Origin of the sequence: Lysobacter sp. 5GHs7-4 (genome assembly GCF_021284765.1) — a bacterium.
Lineage (GTDB): Bacteria > Pseudomonadota > Gammaproteobacteria > Xanthomonadales > Xanthomonadaceae > Lysobacter.
Genome location: NZ_CP089924.1, coordinates 673,967 through 697,500, shown reverse-complemented (window position 1 = coordinate 697,500; position 23,534 = coordinate 673,967). Strand labels below are relative to the sequence as shown.

At 70.2% G+C, this 23,534-nt stretch carries 19 protein-coding genes and 2 pseudogenes (1 of these 21 cut by a window edge); 10 read left to right on the top strand and 11 right to left on the bottom strand.

Features of this window, described 5'->3' with window-relative positions; all coding sequences use genetic code 11:
- Window positions 1–1,058: the 5' portion of a tyrosine--tRNA ligase gene (gene tyrS, locus LVB77_RS02885; protein WP_232908721.1), read on the bottom strand. The gene continues 169 nt to the left of window position 1, outside the view; only the first 1,058 of its 1,227 coding nucleotides appear in the window; it begins with the start codon at window positions 1,056–1,058; the stop codon falls past the left edge of the window.
- Between the two features lie 194 nt (window positions 1,059–1,252).
- On the opposite strand from tyrS, the gene LVB77_RS02880 reads away from it, so the two are divergent.
- Together LVB77_RS02880 and LVB77_RS02875 are read left to right on the top strand one after the other, a co-directional pair.
- Window positions 1,253–2,692, top strand: a complete 1,440-nt coding sequence (locus LVB77_RS02880) for a peptidoglycan DD-metalloendopeptidase family protein (RefSeq protein WP_232908720.1) — start codon at window positions 1,253–1,255, stop codon at window positions 2,690–2,692.
- Window positions 2,693–2,700: 8 nt separating this feature from the next.
- Window positions 2,701–3,852 (top strand): anhydro-N-acetylmuramic acid kinase, encoded by a 1,152-nt coding sequence (locus LVB77_RS02875; protein WP_232908719.1) that lies wholly within the window; start codon window positions 2,701–2,703, stop codon window positions 3,850–3,852.
- 122 nt (window positions 3,853–3,974) lie between these two features.
- Here the strand turns inward: LVB77_RS02875 and LVB77_RS02870 are convergent.
- From LVB77_RS02870 to LVB77_RS02860, 3 genes and pseudogenes are all read right to left on the bottom strand, one after another.
- Window positions 3,975–4,193 (bottom strand): annotated as a pseudogene (locus tag LVB77_RS02870) (hypothetical protein); the annotation flags it as partial.
- Between the two features lie 74 nt (window positions 4,194–4,267).
- The gene (locus tag LVB77_RS02865; RefSeq protein ID WP_232908718.1) at window positions 4,268–5,881 is read right to left on the bottom strand and encodes an MFS transporter; all 1,614 of its coding nucleotides are present in this window, start codon (window positions 5,879–5,881) and stop codon (window positions 4,268–4,270) included.
- Window positions 5,871–6,644, bottom strand: coding sequence for an exodeoxyribonuclease III (locus LVB77_RS02860; protein ID WP_232908717.1), 774 nt, complete (start codon window positions 6,642–6,644; stop codon window positions 5,871–5,873). Before LVB77_RS02860 ends, LVB77_RS02865 begins: the two co-directional genes overlap by 11 nt.
- A gap of 67 nt (window positions 6,645–6,711) precedes the next feature.
- Here LVB77_RS02860 and LVB77_RS02855 point away from each other — a divergent pair, with 67 nt between their 5' ends.
- The 3 genes from LVB77_RS02855 (at window position 6,712) to LVB77_RS02845 (ending at window position 8,719) form a co-directional block, all read left to right on the top strand.
- On the top strand, window positions 6,712–7,233 hold the full coding sequence (locus tag LVB77_RS02855) for a GNAT family N-acetyltransferase (protein ID WP_232908716.1): 522 nt from the start codon (window positions 6,712–6,714) through the stop codon (window positions 7,231–7,233).
- A gap of 20 nt (window positions 7,234–7,253) precedes the next feature.
- Window positions 7,254–7,916 (top strand): orotate phosphoribosyltransferase, encoded by a 663-nt coding sequence (gene pyrE / locus LVB77_RS02850; RefSeq protein WP_232908715.1) that lies wholly within the window; start codon window positions 7,254–7,256, stop codon window positions 7,914–7,916.
- Window positions 7,917–8,065: 149 nt separating this feature from the next.
- Window positions 8,066–8,719: a hypothetical protein gene (locus LVB77_RS02845; RefSeq protein ID WP_232908714.1), complete on the top strand. Its 654-nt coding sequence runs from the start codon at window positions 8,066–8,068 to the stop codon at window positions 8,717–8,719.
- A gap of 113 nt (window positions 8,720–8,832) precedes the next feature.
- Here LVB77_RS02845 and LVB77_RS02840 read toward each other — a convergent pair whose 3' ends face one another.
- The 3 genes and pseudogenes from LVB77_RS02840 to coaBC all read right to left on the bottom strand — a co-directional run bounded on the left by LVB77_RS02840 (window position 8,833) and on the right by coaBC (window position 12,839).
- Window positions 8,833–11,148: a phosphomannomutase/phosphoglucomutase gene (locus LVB77_RS02840; RefSeq protein ID WP_232908713.1), complete on the bottom strand. Its 2,316-nt coding sequence runs from the start codon at window positions 11,146–11,148 to the stop codon at window positions 8,833–8,835.
- Between the two features lie 16 nt (window positions 11,149–11,164).
- The gene (gene dut / locus LVB77_RS02835) at window positions 11,165–11,623 is read right to left on the bottom strand and encodes a dUTP diphosphatase (RefSeq protein WP_232908712.1); all 459 of its coding nucleotides are present in this window, start codon (window positions 11,621–11,623) and stop codon (window positions 11,165–11,167) included.
- Window positions 11,620–12,839: pseudogene (coaBC, locus tag LVB77_RS02830) on the bottom strand (bifunctional phosphopantothenoylcysteine decarboxylase/phosphopantothenate--cysteine ligase CoaBC). The gene dut and the pseudogene coaBC overlap by 4 nt, the downstream one beginning before the upstream one ends.
- A gap of 150 nt (window positions 12,840–12,989) precedes the next feature.
- Here coaBC and radC point away from each other — a divergent pair.
- The 4 genes from radC (at window position 12,990) to LVB77_RS02810 (ending at window position 17,127) form a co-directional block, all read left to right on the top strand.
- Window positions 12,990–13,664 (top strand): DNA repair protein RadC, encoded by a 675-nt coding sequence (gene radC, locus LVB77_RS02825; RefSeq protein ID WP_232908711.1) that lies wholly within the window; start codon window positions 12,990–12,992, stop codon window positions 13,662–13,664.
- A gap of 142 nt (window positions 13,665–13,806) precedes the next feature.
- Window positions 13,807–15,495: an arginine--tRNA ligase gene (gene argS / locus LVB77_RS02820; RefSeq protein WP_232908710.1), complete on the top strand. Its 1,689-nt coding sequence runs from the start codon at window positions 13,807–13,809 to the stop codon at window positions 15,493–15,495.
- Window positions 15,496–16,335, top strand: coding sequence for an SPOR domain-containing protein (locus tag LVB77_RS02815; RefSeq protein ID WP_232908709.1), 840 nt, complete (start codon window positions 15,496–15,498; stop codon window positions 16,333–16,335).
- A gap of 366 nt (window positions 16,336–16,701) precedes the next feature.
- Window positions 16,702–17,127, top strand: a complete 426-nt coding sequence (locus tag LVB77_RS02810) for a hypothetical protein (RefSeq protein ID WP_232908708.1) — start codon at window positions 16,702–16,704, stop codon at window positions 17,125–17,127.
- A gap of 282 nt (window positions 17,128–17,409) precedes the next feature.
- On the opposite strand, the gene LVB77_RS02805 is transcribed toward LVB77_RS02810, so the two are convergent.
- The 4 genes from LVB77_RS02805 to LVB77_RS02790 form a co-directional block, all read right to left on the bottom strand.
- Window positions 17,410–18,261: an NAD(P)-dependent oxidoreductase gene (locus tag LVB77_RS02805; RefSeq protein WP_232908707.1), complete on the bottom strand. Its 852-nt coding sequence runs from the start codon at window positions 18,259–18,261 to the stop codon at window positions 17,410–17,412.
- A gap of 26 nt (window positions 18,262–18,287) precedes the next feature.
- Entirely contained in the window at window positions 18,288–18,539 is a 252-nt protein-coding gene (locus LVB77_RS02800; protein ID WP_232908706.1) for a YciI family protein, read from the bottom strand.
- A 17-nt stretch (window positions 18,540–18,556) separates the two neighbouring features.
- Window positions 18,557–20,446 (bottom strand): arginine decarboxylase, encoded by a 1,890-nt coding sequence (speA, locus tag LVB77_RS02795; RefSeq protein WP_232908705.1) that lies wholly within the window; start codon window positions 20,444–20,446, stop codon window positions 18,557–18,559.
- Between the two features lie 120 nt (window positions 20,447–20,566).
- The gene (locus tag LVB77_RS02790; protein WP_232908704.1) at window positions 20,567–22,423 is read right to left on the bottom strand and encodes a M48 family metalloprotease; all 1,857 of its coding nucleotides are present in this window, start codon (window positions 22,421–22,423) and stop codon (window positions 20,567–20,569) included.
- Window positions 22,424–22,607: 184 nt separating this feature from the next.
- Here LVB77_RS02790 and speE point away from each other — a divergent pair, with 184 nt between their 5' ends.
- A complete protein-coding gene (speE, locus tag LVB77_RS02785) occupies window positions 22,608–23,465 on the top strand; it encodes a polyamine aminopropyltransferase (protein WP_232908703.1) in 858 nt (285 codons plus the stop codon).
- Window positions 23,466–23,534 lie beyond the last annotated feature (69 nt).

Below are 23,534 nucleotides of genomic sequence, written 5' to 3'. Positions count from 1 at the left end.
GCGGCGGTCAACAGCGCCGCGATGCGCAAACCTTCGGCCGGCACCACCACGTCGGTGAGCGGCAGCGCGGCGGTGTCGCCTTCGCCGCGCACGGCCGCGTTCCAGCCGGCGACCGCGATATCGGCGGCCTCGGCGCCATGGAAACGCGCGGCCAACTCGTGCGCCAAGCGCAGCTTCAGATCGCGCGGATTGAGCGTTCCGGCCTCGATTTCGGCCTTGAAACGCGCCGCATCGGCGATCGAGATGTCGAAGCTGAGCAGGTCGATCCAGCGCCACATCAGCACGTCGTCGATCTTCATGGTCTTGGTGACGATGTCGATCGCCGGCTCGTTGATGCCGATGTAGTTGCCCAGCGACTTGGACATCTTGTTGACGCCGTCCAGGCCCTCCAGCAGCGGCATGGTCAGCACGATCTGGGCCGGCTGGCCGTGGTGCTCCTGCAGGCCGCGGCCCATGAGCAGGTTGAACTTCTGGTCGGTGCCGCCGAGTTCGACGTCGCACTCCAGCGCGACCGAGTCGTAGCCCTGCACCAGCGGGTATAGGAACTCGTGGATCGCGATGGATTGCTGGGCGGCGTAGCGCTTGGCGAAATCGTCGCGTTCGAGCATGCGCGCGACGGTGTGCTGGCCGGCCAGGCGGATCATGTCGGCCGCGCTCATCTTGCCGAACCATTCGGAGTTGAAGCGCACCTCGGTCTTGTCGCGGTCCAGCACCTTGAACACCTGGTCGGCGTAGGTTTTGGCGTTGGCCAGGACATCTTCGCGGGTCAGCGGCTTACGGGTGGCGTTCTTGCCCGACGGGTCGCCGATCATCCCGGTGAAATCGCCGATCAGAAAGATCACCTGGTGCCCCAGGTCCTGGAACTGGCGCATCTTGTTGAGCAAGACGGTATGGCCCAGGTGCAGGTCGGGCGCGGTCGGGTCGAAGCCGGCCTTGATCCGCAGGGGGCGGCCGAGCTTGAGACGGGCCTCGAGCTCGTCGAGCTTGAGGATCTCGTCGGTGCCGCGGCGGATCAGGTCGAGGGCGTCTTGGACGGAGGCGGGGCTGGGAGCGGACAAGGGGGAGGACTCGGTGGCGGACGCGGGCGCAGGAATGCGACCGCGGTCAATGAATGGAGTTAACAGGGAGTTAAACGTTACCGCATTGTCCTGCGGAGAAAAACCCTATTCAGGTCAAGGGTTTGACGCACGTTGCTCGCATGTCTATGGTAACGCCGCTACGCAGCCTTCACACCTTTGCAGGGGATCCATCGATGACTTCACCCGTTTCCGGCACGGACCGGCGCGAACGCCTGAAGGCACTGCGTGAAGCCGCCCTGCATCGTCCGGTGCTGGCGCGGCATATTTCGGATGGATTCAATGGTCGTTGGTCGCGCCGTCAGTGGGTGCAGGCCAGCCTGTTCGCGACCATGGGCATGCTGGTGCTGGCGATCGTGCCGGGCTTCAGCAGCCCCAGCAACGCCCAGCCTCTGCATGCCGCGCGCCAATCGCTGGCGCTGGCGCTGCCGCCGCTGCCGCTGGCGCGCGCCAAAGGCCAGATAGGCGACAGCTGGCAGTTGGTGCGCGTCGACCGCGGCCAGACCCTGGGCTCGGTGTTCAAGCAATTGAACATTCCGACCGCCACCATGCAGCAGATCCTCGCGCAGCCGGGCTCCAAGCAGGCGCTGACGCGGATGAAGCCGGGCACCGAACTGGCGTTCGACATGCCGGTCAACGGCACGCTGCGCAGCTTCCGCTACGACCGCGACGACAGCCATCAGGTGGAACTGAAGCTGGACGGCGGCAAGATCTATCAGAAGGTGATCGCGCGTCCGACCGAAACCCGCACCGTGGTACTCAGCGGCAAGGTCGGTTCCTCGCTGTTCCGCTCGGCGCGCAAGGTCGGTCTGACCCCGAACAACATCCGCACGCTCACCGACGAAATCTTCAAGTACGACATCGACTTCAACGAGGACGTCGGCGCCAACGACCGTTTCAGCGTGGTGGTCGAGCAGACCTGGCGCGAGGGCGAGCTGGTCAATACCGGTCCGGTGCTGGCGGCGACCTTCACCAGCGACGGCAAGCTGCACAGCGGTTTCCGTTTCGAGCGCGACGGCAAGTCCGAGTACTTCACCGGCGACGGCCGTCCGCTGAAGAAGAGCTTCATCCGCATGCCGATTCCGTACGCGCGCCTGAGCTCGGGCTTCGGTGCGCGCCGCCATCCGGTGCTGGGCCGCATGCGCATGCACAAGGGCGTGGACTACGCCGCCGGCAGCGGCACGCCGATCATGGCCGCCGGCGACGCGCGGGTGAAATCCGCCGGCTGGATGGGCGGTTACGGCAATGCGGTGGTGCTGGACCACGGCCGCGGCTACACCACGCTGTACGGGCATATGTCGCGCATCGGCAAGATCCGCCCGGGCCAGCGCATCGCCCAGGGCACGGTGATCGGCTACGTCGGCAGCACCGGCATGTCGACCGGCCCGCACCTGCATTACGAATTCCGCGTCAACGGCGTGCACCGCAACCCGCTGTCGATCACCATGCCGCCGCCGGAGCCGCTGAGCGGCGCGCCGCTGGCGCTGTTCCGCTCGCAGACCGGCGTGGCGCTGGCGCGCATCCGCCAGGTCGAGAACATCATCTACGCCGATGCGACGCCGACCGTCTCGCCGATGTCGCGGGCGCTGGCACCGAAGAAGAAGACCAAGGCCTGAGGCCTGCAGTGCCCGCCAGTACGCAGGCCCCGGCCGCAGGGCTGTTCGTCGGCCTGATTTCCGGCACCAGCGCCGACGGCATCGACGCCGCACTGGTGCGTTTCGACGCCGCCACCGCTACGCCGCACTGCGAACTGCTGTTGGGCCGCACCTACCCCTGGGCCGAGGCCCTGCGCACGCGCCTGGTCGGCCTGGGCCAGGGCGGCGACGCGCAGTCGCTGGAGGAGCTGGGCACGCTGGACGTGCAGATCGCCGACGCCTTCGCCGAATCGGCGCTGGCGCTGCTGGCCGAGGCCGGCGTCGACGCCGGCGAGATCGTCGCGATCGGCTCGCACGGCCAGACCGTGCGCCACCGGCCGGAGGGCGCCTACTACGACGGCCGCCACCCCTTCACCTGGCAGCTCGGCGACGGTCACCGCATCGCCGAACGCTGCGGCATCGCCACGGTCGCCGATTTCCGCCGCCGCGACGTCGCCGCCGGCGGCCACGGCGCGCCGCTGGTGCCGGCCTTCCATGCGGCCCTGCTGCACGCCGCGGACGAGGACCGCGCGGTGCTGAACCTGGGCGGGATCGCCAACTACACCCTGCTGCCCGCCGACGGCGTGGTGCGCGGCTTCGACACCGGTCCGGCCAACTGCCTGATGGACGCCTGGCACGCGCTGCAGCGCGGCGGCGCCTACGACGCCGACGGCGCCTACGCGGCCACGGGCGAGGTCGATCCCGAGCTGCTGACGCGCCTGCTGGAGGAGCCCTGGTTCGCCCTGCCGCCGCCCAAGAGCACCGGCCGCGAGCACTTCCACCTGGACTGGGTGCGCGCGCGCCTGAGCGGCGGCGAACGCGCCGAAGACGTGCAGGCGACCTTGCTGGAACTCAGCGCGATCACCATCGCCGACGCCCTGCGCGCGCAGCAGCCCGGCACGCGCCGGGTGCTGGCCTGCGGCGGCGGGGTGCGCAATGCGCGGCTGCTGCAGGCGGTCGCCGCACAGCTGCCGGAGGCGCAGGTCGAATCGACCGCCGCCTACGGGCTGGACCCGGATTTCGTCGAGGCCATGGCCTTCGCCTGGCTGGCGCGGCAGACCCTGGCCGGCCTGCCCGGCAACCTGCCCAGCGTGACCGGCGCGCGCGGTCCGCGCGTGCTCGGCGTGGTTTATCCGGCCTGATTTTTGCCGGCGGGCACCTGATCGATCAGTTTCTGCAGGTCCTCGTCGATCTGACTGCTGCCCGTGTGCCCCCAATCGCCTTCGTCGACCGGCCGCGGCGCGCGCCCGATCAGGGAGTAGCCCGGGTCGCTGGGGACGCTCTCCAGGGCCGAGATCGCGGCCTTGAGCGCGTCGGCGTCGGTATCGCTGAAGCGCGCGGCCAGTTCGGTTTCGCAGGCGAACAGACCGTGCTCGAGCAGGTGCATCAGGGTCTGATCCGGGGCCCAGTTGCGGGCCTCGGCGACGCGGCGGATGCGTTCGGCCAGCACCGGATCGATGTTGTGCAGGACGATGTCGGTCATTGCCGCACTCTACCTCAGCAAACCGCAGGTTTTGTGCACGAACATCGGCGAATCGTGAACGCGGTCGCCCGCGTTCAGGCCGCTGCCGGCGCGGCCGCGACGGGTCGGCGCATGACCAGGATCAGGCACAACAACAGCGCCGGTATGCCGATCAGGGCGGTGCCGATGAAGAACAGCGAATACGCTTCGAGCAGGGTGCGGCCGGTTTCCAAGTGCTCCACCGCCACGCCCGACAGCCCCTTGAGGAACTTGCCGGGCATCGCATAGAACGAGCTCAGCAGAGCGTATTGGGTGGCGGTGTAGCCCACGCTGGTCAGGCTGGACATGTAGCCGATCAGGGCGACGCCGGCGAAGCCGTTGCTGAAGTTGTCGATGGCCATGACCGCGGCGAACACGCCCGGGTCGTTGCCGTGGATGGCCAGATACGCGAAAGCGAGGTTGGAGCCCGGGCCCAGCACCGCGCCCAGCAGCAAGGTCGGCACGAAGCCGAAGCGCACTGCGCTCAGGCCCGCCGCGGCGATGCCGACGATGGTTGCGATCAAGCCGATCGAACCGCGCACCGCGCCCACGGTTTCCTTGTTCATGCCCAGATCGGCGTAGAACGGGTTGGCCATGGGCCCGAACACGAAGTCGGGCATGCGGTACAGGCTGATCGCCACCAGCATCAGCAGCGCCCATTTGCCGTGAGTGCGCAGGAACACCAGCAGCGGGCCGATCACCGCGTCGAAGAAGCGCAGCAAGGGCCGCACCAGCGGCCGCGACCAGGTCGCCTCGGGCACCGGCCGGCCGTCCTGCTCGCGCCGCAGCAGCAGCCACAGCGCCAACGGCACGCCGACGGCGAAGCTGAGGTCGCGCAGGCTCCAGTCCAGGTTCCAGACGTTGTGCGCGATCAGTTCGTAGACCAGCGCGCCCACGCCCAGCACCAGCGCCGCCAGCCAGCGCAGCACCATGGCGTCGGACACGCCCAGCGGCTGGCCGTCGTCGGCGATCTCCACCGCCGGCTCGGCCGGCGCGACGCGGGTCTCGCGGGCGAAGAACACCGCGATCATGCCCACGCCCAGCAGCGCGGCCATGATTTCGTAGGACACCACCCAGCCCACGCGCGCGGCCATGATCAGGATCAGCGAGTCGGTGACCAGCAAGGCGACGCGGTAGCCCAGCGCCGAACTCGCGGTCAGCAGGCCCTGTTCCTCGCTGCTGTCCGCCGCCTCGATGCGCCAGGCGTCGATCACGATGTCCTGGGTGGCCGACGCCAGCGCCACTATCAGCGCCATCGCGCCGAACACCAGCAACTGGTTCACCTGCACGCCGCCCAGGTGCAGTCCGCCGTGGCGCGGTTCCAGCAGCGCCATGCCGAGCAGGCCGGCGGCCGCGATCAGCTGCGACAGCAGCATCCAGCCGCGCCGGCGCCCCAACCAGCGGCCCAGCACCGGCGCGTCGGTCTTGTCGACCAGCGGCGCCCACAGGAATTTCAGCGAATAGGCCAGGCCGACCCAGGACAGGAACCCGATCGTGGACAACTCGATCGCGTTCTCGCGCATCCAGTAGCCCAGGGTGTTGCCGACCAGGTAGATCGGGATGCCGGAGCTGAAGCCCAACATCAGCATCACCAGCACCTTGGGCTGGCGCAGGCTGCTCAGGACCAGCCGCCAGCCGGTTTTGGGCTTGGTCGCGGCCTCAGAGCTCATAGTCAACGATGAACGGCGCGTGGTCGGAGTAGCGCGGTTCTTTCTGGATCGCGCAGCCACGCAGGCGCTCGCGCAGGTTGGGCGTCACGATCTGATAGTCGATGCGCCAACCCACGTCGTTGCCGCGCGCGCCGCCGCGGTTGCTCCACCAGGTGTAGTCCTGGCCCTCGGCCTTGAGCGCGCGGTAGGCGTCGACCCAGCCGCCGTCGTCGGCGCACAGGCCGTTGAGCCAGTCGCGTTCGGGCGGCAGGCAGCCGGAATTCTTCTGGTTGCTGGTCCAGTTCTTGATGTCCAGGCGGCTGCGCACGATGTTCCAGTCGCCGCACAGCACGTACTGGCGGCCGCTGGCCAGCCATTCGTCGAGCTTGGGCTTGAGCCAGTCCATGACCTCGAACTTGAAGCCCTGGCGCAGCTCGCCGGACGAGCCGGACGGGATGTAGAACGAGACCACGCTCAGATCGCCGTAGCGCGCCTCGATGTAGCGGCCCTCGTCGTCGAACGGCGCCCAGCCCATCGCGGTGCGGATCTCGTCGGGCTCGCGCTTGGAGTAGATCGCCACGCCGCTGTAGCCCTTCTTGGTGATGGCGTCGCGGAAATAGGCGCGGTAGCCCTCGGGCAGGAAGGCCGGGCCGGTGAGCTGGTGCTCCTGGGCCTTGGTTTCCTGCACGCACAGCACGTCCGCGTCCTGGGTGCGGAACCAGTCGAAGAAGCCCTTGGTGGCCGCCGAGCGCAGGCCATTGGCGTTGAAGCTGATGATGCGCATGGGCACTCCCGAGGTGATCGGGCGATCATAGCAATGGCCCAGGCGCCGGTGGCCTATCATGCCCGGCATGTCAGCCGCCTCCGCCGAAACCGTTCCGGTCCGCGTCGTCCCCGTCGACGACGGCCTCGCCGACGCGGTGCGCGCGCTGCGGGTCGCGCCCGAGCAACTGCAGTTCGTCGGCGACACCGCCTTCAACCTCGACGACACCCGCCGCGACCCCGGCAGCGAGGCGATGGCGGTGCTGGCCGGCGACGAGGTGGTCGGCTTCTACCGCCTGGACTTCCACCCCAAGGCGGTCGGCGGCCGCGCCTTCGACGAACCCAGCGTGGGCCTGCGCGCGGTGGTCATCGACCGCGAGCGGCAAGGCCGCGGCTACGGCGCGCGCGCCATGGACGCCTGCTGCGACGATCTGCGCCGGCGCCATCCGCAGCGGCGCCTGCTGGCCCTGACCGTCAACTGCCGCAATCTCGCCGCGATCGCCGCCTACCGGCGCTCCGGCTTCGTCGACACCGGCGAACTGTTCCTGGGTGGCAGCGCCGGCCCGCAGCACCTGATGCTGCGTCGGCTGCAGCCGCCGATCACCGACTGACCCCACCTGCACGCGCGCCCATGACCGACCACCGCTCCCGCTTCCTCCAGCTCGCTCTGCGCGCCGACGCCCTGCGCTTCGGCGAGTTCACCCTCAAGTCCGGCCGCAGCAGCCCGTACTTCTTCAACGCCGGCCGCTTCGACTCGGGCGCGGCCCTGGCCGAGCTGGCCGGCTGCTACGCCGACGCCATCGACGCCCACGGCGTCGGCTTCGACCTGCTGTTCGGACCGGCCTACAAGGGCATTCCGTTGGCGACCGCGCTGGCCTGCGAATACGCGCGCCGCGGCCGCGACCTGCCGCTGGCGTTCAACCGCAAGGAAGCCAAGACCCACGGCGAGGGCGGCAGCCTGATCGGCGCGCCGCTGGACGGGCGTCGGGTGCTGATCGTCGACGACGTCATCACCGCCGGCACCGCGATCCGCGAGGCGCTGGCGATCATCGCCCAGGCCGGCGGCACGGCGGCCGGCATCGTGATCGCGCTGGACCGCCAGGAGGCCGTCGACCCGGCCACATCGCGACGCTCGGCGGCAGAAACTGTCGCAATCGAACAAGGCCTGCCGGTGATCGCGGTCGCCAGCCTGGCGGATCTGCTGGACTTCACCGGCGACAGCGCCGAATTCGGCGCCCAGCGCGCGCGCCTGCTCGACTACCGCGAGCGCTACGGCAGCCACGCCGGCGCCTGAACGCCGCGCCCTCGCGTCTGGCCGGGGTTGCCCGGCCGGATGCGTTGATGGAATCGTGACGCCGGTTGCACGCGCGAGGTGCTGATATGGCCCGACTCTTGCGTCAGTTCTATCCCATGACCCATGCATCGCGATGGCAGGGAGCCGACATGAACAAGATCCACTCGCTGCTGACCGGCGCCGTGCTGCTGGCGCTGACCGCCACCGTCGCGGTCGCGCAGGACGCGCCGAAGAAGAAGCTCTACTGCTGGAACGAGAACGGCCGCAAGGTCTGCGGCGACGCCCTGCCGGCCAGCGCGGTCGACAGCGCGCGCACCGAGTTCAGCGCCAAGAGCGGCCTGGCCACGGCCAGGGTCGATCGCGCGCTGACCCCCGAGGAGCGCGTTGCGGCCGCGGCCCAGGCCGAGGCCGCACGCATCGCCGCGATGGCCGACGAAGCCAAGGCCCGCCGCGACATCGCCATGGCCCAGTCCTACGCCACCGAAGCCGACCTGCGCCGCGCGTTCCAGGAACGCATCGCGGTGATGGACGAGACCGTCAAGGCTTCGCAGCTGGGCGTCGAAGGCCGCCGCCAGAGCCTGCTGAGCCTGCTGCGCAAGGCGGGCGAGGAAGAACTCAACGGCAAGCCGGTGCGCGGCGGCCTGTCCGACAACATCCGTAACCAGCACGCCGAGCTGCTGCGTCAGCAGAGCATCCTGGCCCAGCAGAAAACCGAACGCGCCACGATCGACGAAGACCTGACCGCGGCGCTGGAGCGCTACAACAGCATGAAGGCGGCGGAGAAGGCGCGCGCGGGCGGTTGAGGCACGAACCTTGGGGGCACCTCGCGCAGACGCGCATTCGCACCGCTAAAACAAAAAGACCGGCCCAGGGCCGGTCTTTTTTTTTGCGTGCCGGCGCGAGGCCGGCGTCGCGATCAGAACGGCAGGTTCAAGCTCGGGTCCACCGCCAGCAGCTGCGAGCGGAACGCGGCCTGGATGCGGCCCAGCGACTCGCGCGAGTCGGCGTCGAAGCGCAGCACCAGCACCGGCGTGGTGTTGGACGCGCGCACCAGGCCCCAGCCGTCGGCGTAGTCCACGCGCAGGCCGTCGATGGTCGACAGACGCGCGCCCTCGAACTGGGCCTGCTGCAGGAAACGGGCGACGAAGCTGTGCGGGTCGCCTTCGGGCGCGTCGACCTTGATCTCCGGCGTGGACACGCCGTCGGGCAACGCGGCCAAGGTTTCGCTGGCGCTTTGCGGGCGCGCGGCCAGGATCTCGAGCAGGCGCGCGGCGGCGTAGATGCCGTCGTCGAAGCCGAACCAGCGCTCCTTGAAGAAGAAGTGGCCGCTCATCTCGCCGGCCAGTTCGGCGTCGGTCTCGCGCATCTTGGCCTTGATCAGCGAATGCCCGGTCTTCCACATCAGCGGGCTGCCGCCGTGGCGCAGGATCTGGCCGGGCAGGCGGCCGGTGCACTTGACGTCGTAGATGATCATCGCGCCGGGGTTGCGTTCCAGCACATCGGCGGCGAACAGCATCAGCAGGCGGTCGGGGAAGATGTTCTGGCCGTCGCGGGTGACCACGCCCAGGCGGTCGCCGTCGCCGTCGAAGGCCACGCCCAGGTCGGCGTCCAGGCGCTGCACCATCTTGATCAGATCGGCGAGGTTGTGCGGCTCGCTCGGGTCCGGATGGTGGTTGGGGAAGTGGCCGTCGATGTCGCAGTACAGCGGCGTGACCTCGGCGCCGATCGCGCTGAGCACGCGCGGGCCGATGTCGCCGGCCACGCCGTTGCCGGCGTCGACCACGACCTTGAGCGGGCGGTCGATCTGCACGTCGGAGGCGATGCGCTGGACGTAGTCCTCGCCGATGTCGCGCTCCTGCAGCGTGCCCAGATCGCCCATATGCAGGCGATCGTCGGCGATGCGCGCGTACAGGTCGGTGATCGCGTCGCCGGACAGGGTTTCGCCGCCGACCACGATCTTGAAGCCGTTGTAGTCCGGCGGATTGTGGCTGCCGGTGACCGAGACGCAGGAGCCGGCGCGCAGGTGGTAGGCGCCGAAGTAGATCACCGGCGTCGGCGCCATGCCGATGTCGATCACGTTGCGGCCGGCCTTGCGCAGACCGGCGATCAGGCCCTCGACCATGGCCGGGCCGGACAGGCGGCCGTCGCGGCCGACCACGATGTCGGTCAGGCCCTGCTCGTGCATCAACGAGCCCACGGCGTGGCCGATCAGTTCGGCGACGCCGCCGTCCAGGGTCTTGCCGACCACGCCGCGCACGTCGTAGGCGCGGAAGATGCTGCGGTCGATCGCCACCGCCTTGGCCGGCAGCGGCGATTTCACGTCGATCGGCAGTTCGACCGGCGGCGGCACCGGTTGCTGTTCCATCGCCTCGGACAGGGTCTGCGAGGGGCCTTCCTCCTCGGCCGCCACGGCCGCGCCGCGGCGCAGCTTGGGCGCGCGCCAGGCCAGCAGGGCGAGCAGGGCCAGCACCGCGGCCGCGCCGAAGCAGCCCATCGCGCCCAGGCCCAGCGGACCGCCGGCGATGTCGGGGATGGCCGCGGCGATGCGCAGGTCGCTGTCGGGAATCTTGGCCGCAAGCGCCTCGGCGCCGTCGGCGAGCGAGTTGTCGCCGCGCTCGACCACGCTGTAGCCGCCCTGGCGCAGGGCCAAATAGCTGTCGCCGGGCACGCTGGCGCCCTCGATGCCCTGGCTCACGCGCTGCAGCGGCAGCCGCAGGAAGGCCACGCCGACCGCCTGCTGGCCAACGCGCGCGGGCGCGGCCAGGGCCAGCGTGGGCTGCGCGCCTTCGCGCGCGATCCAGGCCACCGCCTTGTCGTTGGCGATCGCCGCTTCCATCGCGGCCAGGCGGCCGTAGCCGCCCTTGGGCAGCGCGGCGTATTCGGCCGCCAGGTCGCTGCGCAGCACCACCGCGTCGCTGGCGCCGGCCCAGTCCTTGCCCAGCTCGCGCGCGGCCGCGGCCAGATCGCCGGCGGTCAGCGCGGCCTGCATCGGCGCGGAGGCCAGACGCTCGTCCAGACGCTTGAGTTCGGTGGCCAGGCCGGTCTTGGCGGCGGCCACGGCGGCGTCGCGCGCGCGCTCGATGCCGCCGCGGCGCGCATTGTCGCGATGCTGCTGCCAGCCGCTCCAGGCGAACCAGGCCGCCAGCAGCGCGCACAGCACGATCGCGACCGGACGCAGCGGCTTGAGTTGGTCGGCCGACAGCTTGGGCCGTTCGATCTTCAGATCCACCATCGTTGCGTTCCCTTGATCAGCGCACGCCGGTGTGGCCGAAACCGCCGGCCCCGCGCGCGCTGGATTCGAATTCGTCGACCACCTGCAGCGTCGCCCGTACGATCGGAAGTACGACCAGCTGCGCGATGCGATCCCCCGGCTGCATCGTAAAAGCCTCGCGCCCGCGATTCCACACGCTGATCAGCAAAGGGCCCTGATAGTCAGCATCGATCAGGCCCGTACCGTTGCCGAGCACGATTCCGTTTTTGTGACCCAGGCCCGATCGCGGCAGGATCACCGCGCACAAAGTCGGGTCGCCGAGGTGGATCGCCAGGCCCGACGGCACCAGCGCGGTGTCGCCCGGGTGCAGCACCAGCGACTGGTCCAGCGCCGCGCGCAGGTCCAGGCCGGCACTGGCCGCGGTGGCGTATTGCGGCAACGGCCATTCGTCGCCGAAGCGCGCATCGAGGATCTTGAGTTCCAGGGTGTGGTTCATGCGGTCCGCAGCCGTTCGGCGATCAGGTCCAGCAGCTGGTCGGCCAGCTGGGTCTTCGGAGCGGGGCCGAGCGCGCGCTCGCCGCCGGCCCAGTACACGGTCAAGGCGTTGTCGTCGCTCTCGAAACCGCTGCCGGGCACGCCGACGCGATTGGCCGCGATCAGGTCCAGCTTTTTCTTTTCCAGCTTGCCGCGCGCGTAGCGCTCGACTTCGTCGGTCTCGGCGGCGAAGCCCACCACCAGACGCGGCCGCGCGGCGTGCACCGCGACTTCGGCGAGGATGTCGGGCGTGCGTATCAGCTCCAGCGCGAAGCGCTCCTCGTTCTTCTTGATCTTGCCCGGCGCGACCTGCGCGGGCGTGTAGTCGGCCACCGCGGCGGCGCCGATGTAGGCATCGGCCGGCAGGCCGGCCAGCACCGCCTGGCGCATCTGCGCGGCCGAGCGCACGTCGCTGCGCGCGACGCCGGCCGGCGTCGGCAGCGATACCGGGCCGGCGACCAGCGCGACCTGGGCGCCGCGACGCGCGGCGGCCTCGGCGATCGCGAAGCCCATCTTGCCGCTGCTGCGGTTGCCGATGAAACGCACCGGATCGATGTCTTCGAACGTGGGGCCGGCGCTGACCAGCAGGCGCAGCCCCTGCAGATCGGCCGCGCTCATGCCGCCACCTGCGTCAGCGCCGCGACGATGTCGTTGGGTTCCATCAAGCGGCCGGGGCCGGACTCGGGCTCCGCCATCGGGCCGTCCATCGGGCCGAGCAGGCGCACCCCGCGCGCGCGCAGCGTGGCGGCGTTGGCCTGGGTGGCCGGGTGCGCCCACATGCGGTGGTTCATCGCCGGCGCCACCGTCAGCGGCGCGTCGGTGGCCAGGCACACGGTGGTGATCAGATCGTCGGCGAAGCCGTGCGCGAGCTTGGCGATCATGTCGGCGGTGGCCGGCGCGATCAGCACCTGCTGCGCCCAGCGCGCCAGTTCGATATGGCCCATCGAGGCCTCGGCCTGCGCGTCCCACAGCGAGGTGCGCACCGGGTGGCCGGACAGGGCCTGGAAGGTCGCGGTGCCGACGAAGCGGGTCGCGTTCTCGGTCATCGCCACGCGCACGTCGGCGCCGGCATCGCGCAGGCGGCGCACCAGCTCGGCGGCCTTGTAGGCGGCGATGCCGCCGCAGACGCAAAGCAGCAGGCGCTGGCCTTGCAGGGTGGGTGGCGCGTCTAGTGCCATGTTCGGCTTCGGTCCTGGTGCGGTGGTGCGGCTCCGGCGGTGGCGGGCCACCCCGTAAGGGATTTCCCACGCCGGAACGGGGCCTTAGCTTACCCGATGCACCCGGATGCCCCGATCGGCCCGGACCGCGCCACGGCGCAAGCTGCGGCCATGCGTATCCAAGACTGGCCCAGCGCGGAGCGGCCCCGCGAAAAACTCCTGGCGCACGGCGCCCGCTCGCTCTCGGACGCCGAGCTGCTGGCGATCTTCCTCGGCTCCGGCCTGCGCGGAAGCGACGCGGTCGCCACCGCGCGCGGCTTGCTGAACACGCACGGCCCGCTGCGCGCCCTGCTCGACAGCAGCCCGGCGCAGTTGTTGCGCGTGCCCGGGCTGGGCCCGGCGCGCGCCTGCACCCTGGCCGCGGCGCTGGAGCTGGCCCACCGTCACCTTTCGGCCCAGCTCGAACGCGGCCAGGCCCTGGCCGATCCGGGCGCGGCCGGGCGCTACTTCGCCCAGCGCCTGCGCGGGCTCGCGCACGAGGTGTTCTCGGCCCTGTTCCTGGACGCCAGCCACCGCGCGATCGCGTTCGAGGAACTGTTCCGCGGCACCATCGACGGCGCCGAGGTGCATCCGCGCGAGGTGGTCCGGCGCGCGCTCGCGCACAACGCCGCGGCGGTGATCGTCGGCCACAACCACCCCAGCGGCAATCCGGAGCCCAGCGCCGCCGACCGCGCCGTCACCGCGCGCCTGCGCCACGCCCTGGACCTGGTCGACATCCGCTTGCTCGACCATTTCGTGATCGGCGACGGCCCGCCGGTGTCGATGGCGGCGCGCGGCATGCTGTAGGGCGGCGGCCGGTCGCCGCGCGGCGGCCCCGTGGCACGACGGCACGCGACATTGCCGGACGCAGGCGAGACGACCCGCGCGGCCCGCTCGCGGGGCCGCCCTCGCGTACAATGGCCGATCCGCAGCACCCCGCAGAATCCCCGTGAAAACCCATCTCCGCGCGCTGGTCGCGCAGGCCATCGATGCATTGCGCGCCGCCGGCACCTTGCCGGCCGACCTCGCCACGCCCGATTTCGTGATCGAACGCCCCAAGACCCGCGCCCAAGGCGACTTCTCGACCAACGCCGCGATGCTGCTGTCCAAGCCCGCGCGCGCCAATCCGCGCGAGATCGCGCAGAAGCTGGTCGATGCCCTGCCGAACAACGGCGACATCGCGCGCGTCGAGATCGCCGGCCCGGGCTTCATCAATTTCCACGTCGACGAATCGGCCTGGCGCCGCCTGCTGCGCGAAGCGCTGGCCGCCGGCGCGCACTACGGCCGCAACGACGGCGGCGCCGGCCACCGCGCCGGCGTCGAGTACGTGTCGGCCAATCCGACCGGCCCGCTGCACGTCGGCCATGGCCGCGCCGCGGTGATCGGCGACTGCATCGCGCGCGTGCTGGCCGCCAACGGCTGGAACGTGGCGCGCGAGTTCTACTACAACGATGCCGGCGTGCAGATCAACAACCTGGCGATTTCGACCCAGGCGCGCGCGCGCGGCATCGCGCCGGGCGACGAAGGCTGGCCGGAAGACGGCTACCGCGGCGACTACATCGCCGATGTCGCCCGCGCCTACCTCGACGGCGCCACGGTCGAGGTCGACGGCCACGCCGTGACCGGCGCCGGCGATGCCGACGACCTCGACGCGATCCGCCGCTTCGCCGTGGCCTACCTGCGCCGCGAGCAGAACGGCGACCTGGCCGCCTACGGCGTCGGTTTCGACGTGTATTTCCTGGAAAGCTCGCTGTACGCCGACGACAAGGTCGAGGAGACCGTGCGCGAGCTGATCGCGCACGGCCACACCTACGAGGAAGGCGGCGCGCTGTGGCTGCGCAGCACCGACTTCGGCGACGACAAGGACCGCGTGATGCGCAAGTCCGACGGCACCTACACCTACTTCGTGCCCGACGTCGCCTACCACCTCAGCAAGTGGCAGCGCGGCTACGAGCGCGCCATCACCGAACTGGGCGCGGACCACCACGGCTCGCTGGCGCGCGTGCGCGCCGGCCTGCAGGCGCTGGATGCGGGCATCCCGCAGGGCTGGCCGGAATACGTGCTGCACCAGATGGTCACGGTGATGCGTGGCGGCGAGGAAGTGAAGCTGTCCAAGCGCGCCGGCAGCTACCTGACCCTGCGCGACCTGATCGACGAGGCCGGTTGCGACGCGGTGCGCTGGTTCCTGATCGCGCGCAAGCCCGACTCGCAGCTCACCTTCGACATCGACCTGGCGCGTTCGCAGTCGATGGACAACCCGGTCTACTACGTGCAGGTCTCGCATGCGCGCATGTGCGGCCTGATGCGCCAGCTCAAGGAGCGCGGCCTGTCCTTCGATCTGGAGCAGGGCCTGGCCCAGCCGCTGGATCTGGACGACGACGCCCTGCGCGAGCTGGTCTCCACCCTGCTGCGCTACCCCGACGTGGTTGCCGCGGCCGGCCGCGATCTGGAACCGCACCAGATCGCTGCGTATCTGCTGGAGTTGGCGCAGACCTTCCAGACGTATTACAACGACCACCAGTTCCTGGTCGACGACGACGCCGTGCGCAACGCGCGCCTGGCGCTGGCGACGGCGACGCGCCAGGTGCTGGCGAACGGTCTGGATCTGTTGGGCGTCAGCGCCCCCGAGGTGATGTAAGTGGCAGCACGACGCGGTAAATCGCAAGCGAAGCGCAATCAGGGCAACAGCGGCGGCCTGCCCGGCTGGGCCTGGGGCGTCATCGGCGTCCTGCTGGGCGTGGTGCTGATCCTGTCGGCGCCGAAGTTCCTCAAGTCCGACGGCGACGGCTTCTTCCGGCCCAAGCCCAACCCCGACGCGCAGCCCGCGCCGGTGGCGGTGGCCGAGGACGAAACCGTCGCGCCCGACGGCGACGCCGCGCCCACCCAGGCCAAGCCCGCCGCGGACGCGCCCAAGCAGGGGCCCGAATACGACTTCTACACCCTGCTGCCGGGCAAGGAAGTGCCGCTGACCGACGCCGAGCTGGCCGCCACCGAGCGCGCCGAAGCCCAGCGTCTGGCCCAGCAACAGAAGCAGCAGGCCGCGCAGGCCGCCGCGCAGAACGCGACGACGCCGGCCAACCCCGCCACGCCCACCGCCGCCAACACCGCCGCCGCGTTGCCCAAGCCGGTCGATGCCGGCCCCGCCACGCCGGCCGCCTCCGCACCGGCTGCCAACACCGTGGCCACGGCGGCGCCCGCCGCCGCAGGCAACGCCAGCGCGGCAGCGGCGACGCCCGTGGACGACAACACCCGTTACCTGCTGCAGGCCGGTGCCTTCCAGGCGTCTGGCCAGGCCGAGGAAATGAAGGCCAAGATCGCGATGCTGGGCTTGGGCGCGCGCGTGGAAGAAGCGCAGATCGGCGGCAAGACCGTCTATCGCGTGCGCATGGGGCCCTACGGCACCGCCAGCGACCTCGCCGATGCCAAGCGCAAGCTCAGCAGCGGCGGCCTGCCGGGCCTGGCGATCAAGGTCAAGTAAGCGGCCTTCGAAGGATGCGGCGCGCTTTCGGCGTGCCGCGACATCGGCAAAGCGCCGCGCACCGCCTGCGACGCCTCGAGGGTGCGGTTGTCGCCGCACCTCACGACTGGAGCAGCGCGCGCGGCTGCAGACTTACGGACCCTGTGGCCATAGGGCCGTAGGATGCGCAGAGCCGCAGGCGAACCGCATCGCCGCCGCCCTCGGCACCGTGGACGCAACGCCGCGCCCCCTGCCGGACTCACCGCCTTCGCCGTTTAAACGCGAGCCACTAGCCCGCAAGCGCGAGCGCGGTCACAGCCCGCACCGCCGACGCTTTGCGATCCACGGCCTCGCGGTAGACTCGCCCGGTTCGCAGCAGGGTGAAGCATGGACAAACGCGTACTACTGGGCTGCATCGCCGCACTGTCGGTGCTGTTGCTGGGTGGACTGGCCGCGCAGCTGGCCGGCGCCAACAGCGACGGCGGGCAGATCTTCCACACGCCGCTGGGACGGGTGCCGCTGGGCGACGTGCTGATGGTGCTGCTGGCGATGACCGTAGGCGGCGCGATCGCGCGCAGGAAGTTCCGCGCGGTCGCCGTGCTGATGGTGCTGATCGTCTGGCTGGCGATCCTGACCGTGCTGGTGGCGATGATCGCCCCCGACAGCCCGCCGCCGATGGCGTCGCTGCCGGCGATGCTGAAGTACAACGGCGTCGCGATCGTGTTGAACCTGCTCGCAGCCTGGGCGGGTGCGAGCCTGGGGCAATTCCTGGCCGCGCGCCGCTCGCGCGGCGGCGACGCGGCTTCGGCCTGAGCGACGCGGCTTCGGCCCGAGTCGATCGCGGCTCACGCCGCTCCCACAGAAAGCGAAACATCGCGTTGTGCTTTCCCCCCATGAAACGCCGCGCCCGGGCCTGTCCCTGCGAAACGCCACACCTGGGCCTCCCCCTTTGAAAAAGGGGGATTGAGGGGGATTTGCTTTTGAAGTCGCGGCTACGGCGCATGCCGAAAACAGACCGCGGTATCGCACGGCGACGCGGTATCGCGACGATGCGATTATCGGCGCGGCCTCGGCCTGAGCCGATAGCCGCTACGGTCAGCTGCGCTTGATCGCGATCAGCGCCGAAGTATCCGACTCGCCCATGCCGCGTTCGATCAGTTCGGCGTAGTCGGCCAGGGCCTGGTCGATGGTGGTGGTGCGGATGCCGCTGTCGCGCGCGATCGCCTGCACGATGCGCAGATCCTTGAGCATGTGCGCGCACTTGAAGCCCGGCGCGAACTCGTCGCGCAGCATGGTCGCGCCGCGCTTGTCGAGGAACCAATTATTGGCCGCGCCGGCCAGCAGGGTCGGCAGCAGCCGCTCCGGATCCAGGCCGAGCTTCTCGCCCAGGGCCAGGCCTTCGCAGACCGCTTCGTTGATGCCGGCCACCAGCACCTGGTTGACCGCCTTGGTGGCCTGGCCGGCGCCGGTGCCGCCCATGTGGCTGATGCGGGCGGCGTAGGACTCGATCGCCGGGCGCGCGCGCTCCAGCACGTCGGCGTCGCCGCCGACCATCACCGACAGCTTGCCGTTGCGCGCGCCTTCGACGCCGCCGGACACCGGCGCGTCGAGGAAACCGATGTTGTGCGTGGCCAGCATCGCCGCGCAGCGGCGCGCGGTGTCCACCGCGACCGTCGAATGGTCGACCACCACCGCGCCGGCCTTGAGCACGTCGGCCAGCGCGGCGACGTTTTCCAGCACGTCCGCGTCCAACGACACGCACAGCGTAACCACGTCGCAGTCGGCGAAGTTGGCCGCCGAGCGCGCGGCGCGCACGTCCAGCTCCGCGGCCAGCGCGTCGGCCTTGGACTGGGTGCGGTTGCCGACCGCGGTGAGCAGGCCCTTGCCGTGCACGTAACGCACCATCGGCGCGCCCATCGCGCCCAGGCCTATGAATCCGACTTTCATTTCAACCTTCCGTCCCGTGAGGGTGTTCAGACCTGCCATTCGTAAATCGTCAGTCGCGACGCTCCGACCCGATGCAGCGGGTCGGCGTGGGCCAGCGCGGTCGCCGCGTCCAGGTCCGGGGCCAGCAGCACGTAGGCGCCGCCGCTCTTGTCCGAGAACGCGCCCGAGCGTTCCAGCCGGCCTTGCTCGCGCAGGGCGGCGATGAATTCGCGGTGCGGTCCGATCACGCTCTCGTCGAACGCGGGCTCGCGCATCGCCAGCACCAGGTACCGCTTCATGCTCGCGCCGTCGTCGCTCACGCCAGCGGCGCGTCGCTGAGATAGGTGTAACCGGTCAGACCGGTTTCCAGCGCCTCGTTCAGGCGTGCGGATTCCTCGTCCGACAGCCCGGCCGCGGCGACCTTGTCGCGGTAGGTCTGGCGCAGATCGGACAGGCGGTAGCCGACGTAGTCCAGCATCACGTCGGTGGTGTCGCCGCGGCGCTGCTGCGCGATCCGGTAGCCGTCGCCGTCCACGCGCACTTCCACCGCGTCGGTGTCGCCGAACAGGTTGTGGATGTCGCCCAGGATCTCCTGGTAGGCGCCGACCAGGAAGAAGCCCAGGCGGTAGCTCTGCCCGTGCTTGAGGCGGTGCAGCGGCAGCGAGCTATCCAGGCCTTCGTTCTCGACGTAGGTCTTGACCGTGCCGTCGGAATCGCAGGTCATGTCGGCCAGGATGCCGCGACGCTCCGGCGTCTCGTTCAAGCGCTCGATCGGCACGATCGGGAACACCTGGTCGATCGCCCACACGTCCGGAATCGACTCGAACACGCTGAAGTTGACGAAGTACTTGTCGACCAGGCGGTCGTTGAGTTCGTCCAGCAGCTCGCGGTGGCTCTTCTCATCGTAGTTCAGGCGCTGACGCACCGCGTGGGCGATCGCGTAGAACAGGTCGTCGATGCGCGCGCGGTGGACCAGATCGATCTGGCCCAGGGCGTACAGCGACAGGCCTTCGCTGTGATGGTGCTGGGCTTCGTGGAACAGTTCCACCGCCGGGCGCCGGTCGAGTTCGTCGTGGATCTCGCGCAGATGGCGCACCACCGTCGGCTCGTCGTCGTGCGGCTCGGGAATGCGGCCTTCCGGCGCTTCCTCGACCTCCGACACGTTGGCCACCAGCACCGCATGGTGCGCGGTCATCGCGCGGCCGCATTCGGTGACCACACGCGGCGGCGTCAGGCCGTGCTCGACGCAGGCCTCGGCCAGCGGCTGGACGATGCTGTTGGCGTATTGGCCGATGCCGTAGTTGATCGAGCAATAGCCGCGCGAACGCGTGCCCTCGTAGTCGATACCCAGGCCGCCGCCCACGTCCATGTAGCGCACCTGGGCGCCCAGCTTGGACAGCTCGACGAAGTAGCGCGTGGCCTCGCGCATGCCATTGGCGATGTCGCGCACGTTGGAAATCTGCGAGCCCATGTGGAAATGCAGCAGCTGCAGGCAATCGCCCATGCCGGCGTCGCGCAGCTTCTTCCACAGGTCCAGCACCTGGCGCGGCGACAGCCCGAACTTGGCCTTGTCGCCGCCGCTGTTCTGCCACTTGCCCGCGCCCAGCGAGGCCAGGCGCATGCGCACGCCCAGGCCCGGCTGCACGCCCAGGGCCTGCGCCTCTTCGATCACCAGGGCCAGCTCGGAGGGCTTCTCGACGACGATGAAGGTCTCCATGCCCAGCTTGCGGCCGATCAGGGCCAGGCGAATGTACTCGCGGTCCTTGTAGCCGTTGCAGACGATCAGGCCGCCGGGCCGGCTCAGCGCCAGCACCGCCATCAGCTCGGGCTTGCTGCCCGCTTCCAGGCCGAAGCCCTCGCCGCGGTGCGAGGCCAGCGTACCGGCCACGCCCTGATGCTGGTTGACCTTGATCGGATATACCGCGGTGTAGCCGCCGCTGTAGTCCCAGTCGGCCTGCGCCTGCGCGAACGCGGCCTGCAGCTTGCCCAGGCGGTCGCCGAGGATGTCGGGGAAGCGCACCAGCACCGGCAGCTTGGCGCCGTTGGCGCGCGCGGCGTCGACCACCTCGGGCAGCGGAATCGCCGGCCCGCGCTCGCCGTGCGGCCGCACCACGACGCGCCCGGCCGTATCGACGTCGAAGTAGCCTTCGGACCAATGCGGGATCGAGTAGGTCTTGCGGGCCTGATCGAGCGACCAGTCGGACATCGGCGTGGCACCAGTGGGGCGGAGGGGACGCGCATTCTACCGCCCCCATGCCTCCATCCCGGCCATCGCTGCCTGAACGGACCGCGGACGCAGCCGCAGCCGCTCCGGACGCCCGCCGGTTCAGCCGCGCACGTACACCCGTGCGCCCGGCACGGCCTTGATCCGCTTGGCCAGCGCGCGGTGGCTGGACGCGTGCAGGACCACGACGCTGCCCGGCAGCTCCAGGCCGTCGAGCACCTGCTGCAGCATGCCGCCCTCGGTCCAGGCCACACCGCGCAGCTCCAACAGCACCAGGTAATGCGGAATGCCGCTGTCGTCGCCCTCGATCTGCTTGCGCACGATCCAGGCCTGTTTGACCTTGCCGGAGGCCTGTAGCCCGGCGACCGCGCCGCGCAAGTCGTCGGCACCCAGGCCGTGTTCGAGCAGTCGATCCTTCTTGGCGTCGACCTGCTCGCGCGCGAGCAAGGCGCCGTCGCGGCGCTGATACAGCGCGGTCAGGCGCTGGACCGCGGCTTCGAACGCGGCCTCGTCGCCGACGCGCCGGTGGTGTCCCATCAGCATCGGCAGCGCCTGCTCGGCCAGGTCGGGGTCCAGCGCCAGCGCGCGCTCCAGGTGCTCCACGCCCTCGGCGTCCTCGCGATCCAGCAGCTTCGCGCCCAGCCGGGCACGCGTGAGCGCGTCGTCGGGCCGCTCGGCCAGGGCCGCGCGGTACAACGGCACCGCGTCGGCTTCCTCGCGCAGGCGATCGACCAGCATGGCGTACTCGCCCAGTTCGGCGCCGGCCAGCGCGTCCACGCGCGCCTCCAGCTCCGACAGGCGCGCCTGGTCCTGGCCGTGCGCGTCGTGACGCTGGCGCCAGGACTCGGCGACCTGCTCGCGCCACTGGCGGCTGAAGCGCTCCTCCAGCGTCGCCTGCAGCGGCCCCAGCAGCGCTTGCGCCGCCGTCTGCGCCGGCGCCGGCACCGCGGCGGGCGTCTGGCCCAGGGCTTGCAGGCGCTGGGCCAGGGTCGGGTGGGTGTCGTCCAGGCCCGGCTGCTCGTTGAGCAGTTCGTCCAGCCGCGCCGGCTCGTCGCTGTTGACCGCGGCGAAGCTGCCGGCCATATCGCGGTACAGCGCCTGCGGCGGCGCCGGCTGCGCGGTCACGCTGCGTTCCACGCCGGCCCAGAAATCGCGCTGTAGACGTAGGCCGCCCAGCCCCACGCGCTGCAACGCCTGCGCCATGGCCGGCGCGCCGGTCACGCGCGCGGCGGTGGCGTCGGCGTCGTACTCCTGCGCGCGCGCCAGCACGAAGCTGTAGGCGTCGAAGTACGGCGCATACCAGTTGAAGAAGCGCAGAAACACCGCGCCCATGCGCGAACGGCGTTGCGACAGCTCGCCCAGGAACCGGCACCAGCTCGCGCGCACCCGGTAGATCCAGCCCGAGAAGCGGCCGTGGCCGCCGCCGAAATGGCCGAATTCGTGCGCCACCACCGCGGCGAACTGTTCGCGGCTGAGCAACTGCATCAGCGGCAGGCCCAGCACCAGATAATGCGTGTGGCCCAACAGCCCCATCAGCCGCGGCACGCTGGCCGCGCCGGCGTTGAGGTTGGGATCGATCAGGATCTGCTTCAGCGGCGGCGCCCCGGTCTGCTCGCGCAGGCGCTCGATCTCGGCCCGCAGCGCCGGCGCCTCGTCGGCGCCCAGCACGTAGCCTTCCGGCGGCTCGAACTTCACCCACAACGCCTTCAGCACGAACCAGCCGAACGCGACCGGAATCCAGATCACCTTGATCAGCTTCAGCAGCAGCACCGGACTGATCGCCAGCAGCGCCACCACCAGCCCCACCGACATGCCCAGCGCCAGCAGCACCGTGCCGCCCAACACCGCGAACCCCAGGCCCGCCAACAGGGCCAGCTTGAACTTGTAACGTCCCGGCGCTTGCTGCGCTTCGCGCTCCAGGCGCTCGACCAACCCGCGATACCGTGCAACCGATGCCATCCCTGCCCCCTGATGCGCCCCCCGCGCCCGCCGCTATTTTAGGCCAGGCCGGGCGCCTCACGCCGGGTCCGCTACAATGCCGCCCCCCGTCCTGGCGCAGCGCCCGCACGCCGCGGCGCAACGCAAGCCGTCATCCACGCCGGTTATCTTGGACGGCGCGTCCCACCTTTCTGGAACCACCCGCATGAGCAGCTCCGACACCTGGCATTACGAGAATTTCGAGCGCGCCGGCTCGGCCATCGGCTACCGCATCACCCGCAAACTCGACGAGGTCCAGTCGCCGTTCCAGAAGATCGAGATCTTCGAGAGCACCGACTGGGGCAACCTGATGCTGATCGACGGCGCGATGATGCTGACCACGCGCGACAACTTCCTCTATCACGAGATGATGTCGCACCCGGCGCTGTTCACCCACGCCGCGCCCAAGAACGTGGTCATCATCGGCGGCGGCGACTGCGGCACGCTGCGCGAAGTGCTCAAGCACCCCGGCGTCGAAGAGGCCGTGCAGTGCGATATCGACGAGCAGGTCACGCGCATGGCCGAGAAGTGGTTCCCCGAGCTGTGCGAGCGCAACGGCGACGCGCGCGCGCAGCTGCTGTTCGACGACGGCATCGCCTACATGGCCAACCGCGCGCCGGGCAGCGTCGACATCATCATCGTCGACTCCACCGATCCGGTCGGTCCGGCCGAGGGCCTGTTCAACAAGGCCTTCTACGAAAGCTGCTTCCGCGCGCTGCGCGAGGACGGCATCCTGGTGCAGCAGTCGGAATCGCCGCTGGTGCTGCTGGACCTGATCAAGGAAATGCGCGGCGAGATGGGCAAGGCCGGTTTCGCCAGCTTCCAGACCCTGCCGTTCCCGCAGCCGTGCTACCCCACCGGCTGGTGGAGCGCGACGCTGGCGCGCAAGCGCGCCGGCGGCTTCGAGTTCCGCGACGCCGACGCGCGCGGCAAGGGCTTCGACACGCTGTATTACAGCGCCGACATCCACCGCGGCGCGCAGACGCTGCCGCCGTTCGTGGCCCAGGCGTTGGGCGAGGGCTAATCGCGCACGGAGCCCGGCTCGGCCCAGCTCCGTACACGAGTTGCACGTAGGAAATCGCGGGGGCCGGCA